We start from the raw sequence: 589 nt of genomic DNA, 5'->3' as shown, positions 1-589 counted from the left end.
ATCCTGGACATCGGCCATGACACCCTGCGCCATCCGGTCGAACTGATCGACGGTGTGCGGGAATCGGTCACCGAGATCGCCCGCGATCATCCCGTGGTGCTGATCACCAAGGGCGACCTGTTCCACCAGGAAGCCAAGATCAAGCTGGCCAACCTGCGCGATCTGTTCCCGCGCATCGAGATCGTGTCCGAGAAGGACCCGGAAACCTACGCGCGCGTGCTTGAGGAATTCAACCTGCCGATCCAGCGCTTCTGCATGGTCGGCAACTCGCTGCGCTCGGATATCGAGCCGGTGATCACCTTGGGCGGTTGGGGCATCCACACCCCGTACGCGGTGACCTGGGCGCATGAAACCCAGCACGGCGTAGCCGACGATGAGCCGCGCATGGTCGATGCGCCCACCGCCTTCGACTGGCCGCAGGCGCTGCGCAGTATCCAAGCCAAAGCCAGCCGGGGCTGACCGACATGCAGCGCGGCAAAGGTATGTGGTCATGATCCTGCGCACGCTGCTGGTGCTGCTGCTGGCCGTGCTGCCCCTGGCCGCATCGGCGCAGCAGACCGCCGAAAAGTCCGAGGCCTACGTCGTGGAC

At 64.7% G+C, this 589-nt stretch carries 1 protein-coding gene; it reads left to right on the top strand.

Translation table 11 applies throughout. The features are described from left to right. The coding region (locus tag ACXJKJ_RS31355; RefSeq protein WP_457395544.1) for an HAD family hydrolase at positions 1-459 on the top strand (459 nt) is incomplete at its 5' end. Positions 460-589 lie beyond the last annotated feature (130 nt).

This window comes from Roseateles sp. P5_E1, from assembly GCF_054049335.1.
The sequence above is the reverse complement of the archived record's forward strand: the minus strand, read 5'-3'. Positions and strand labels throughout refer to the sequence as shown.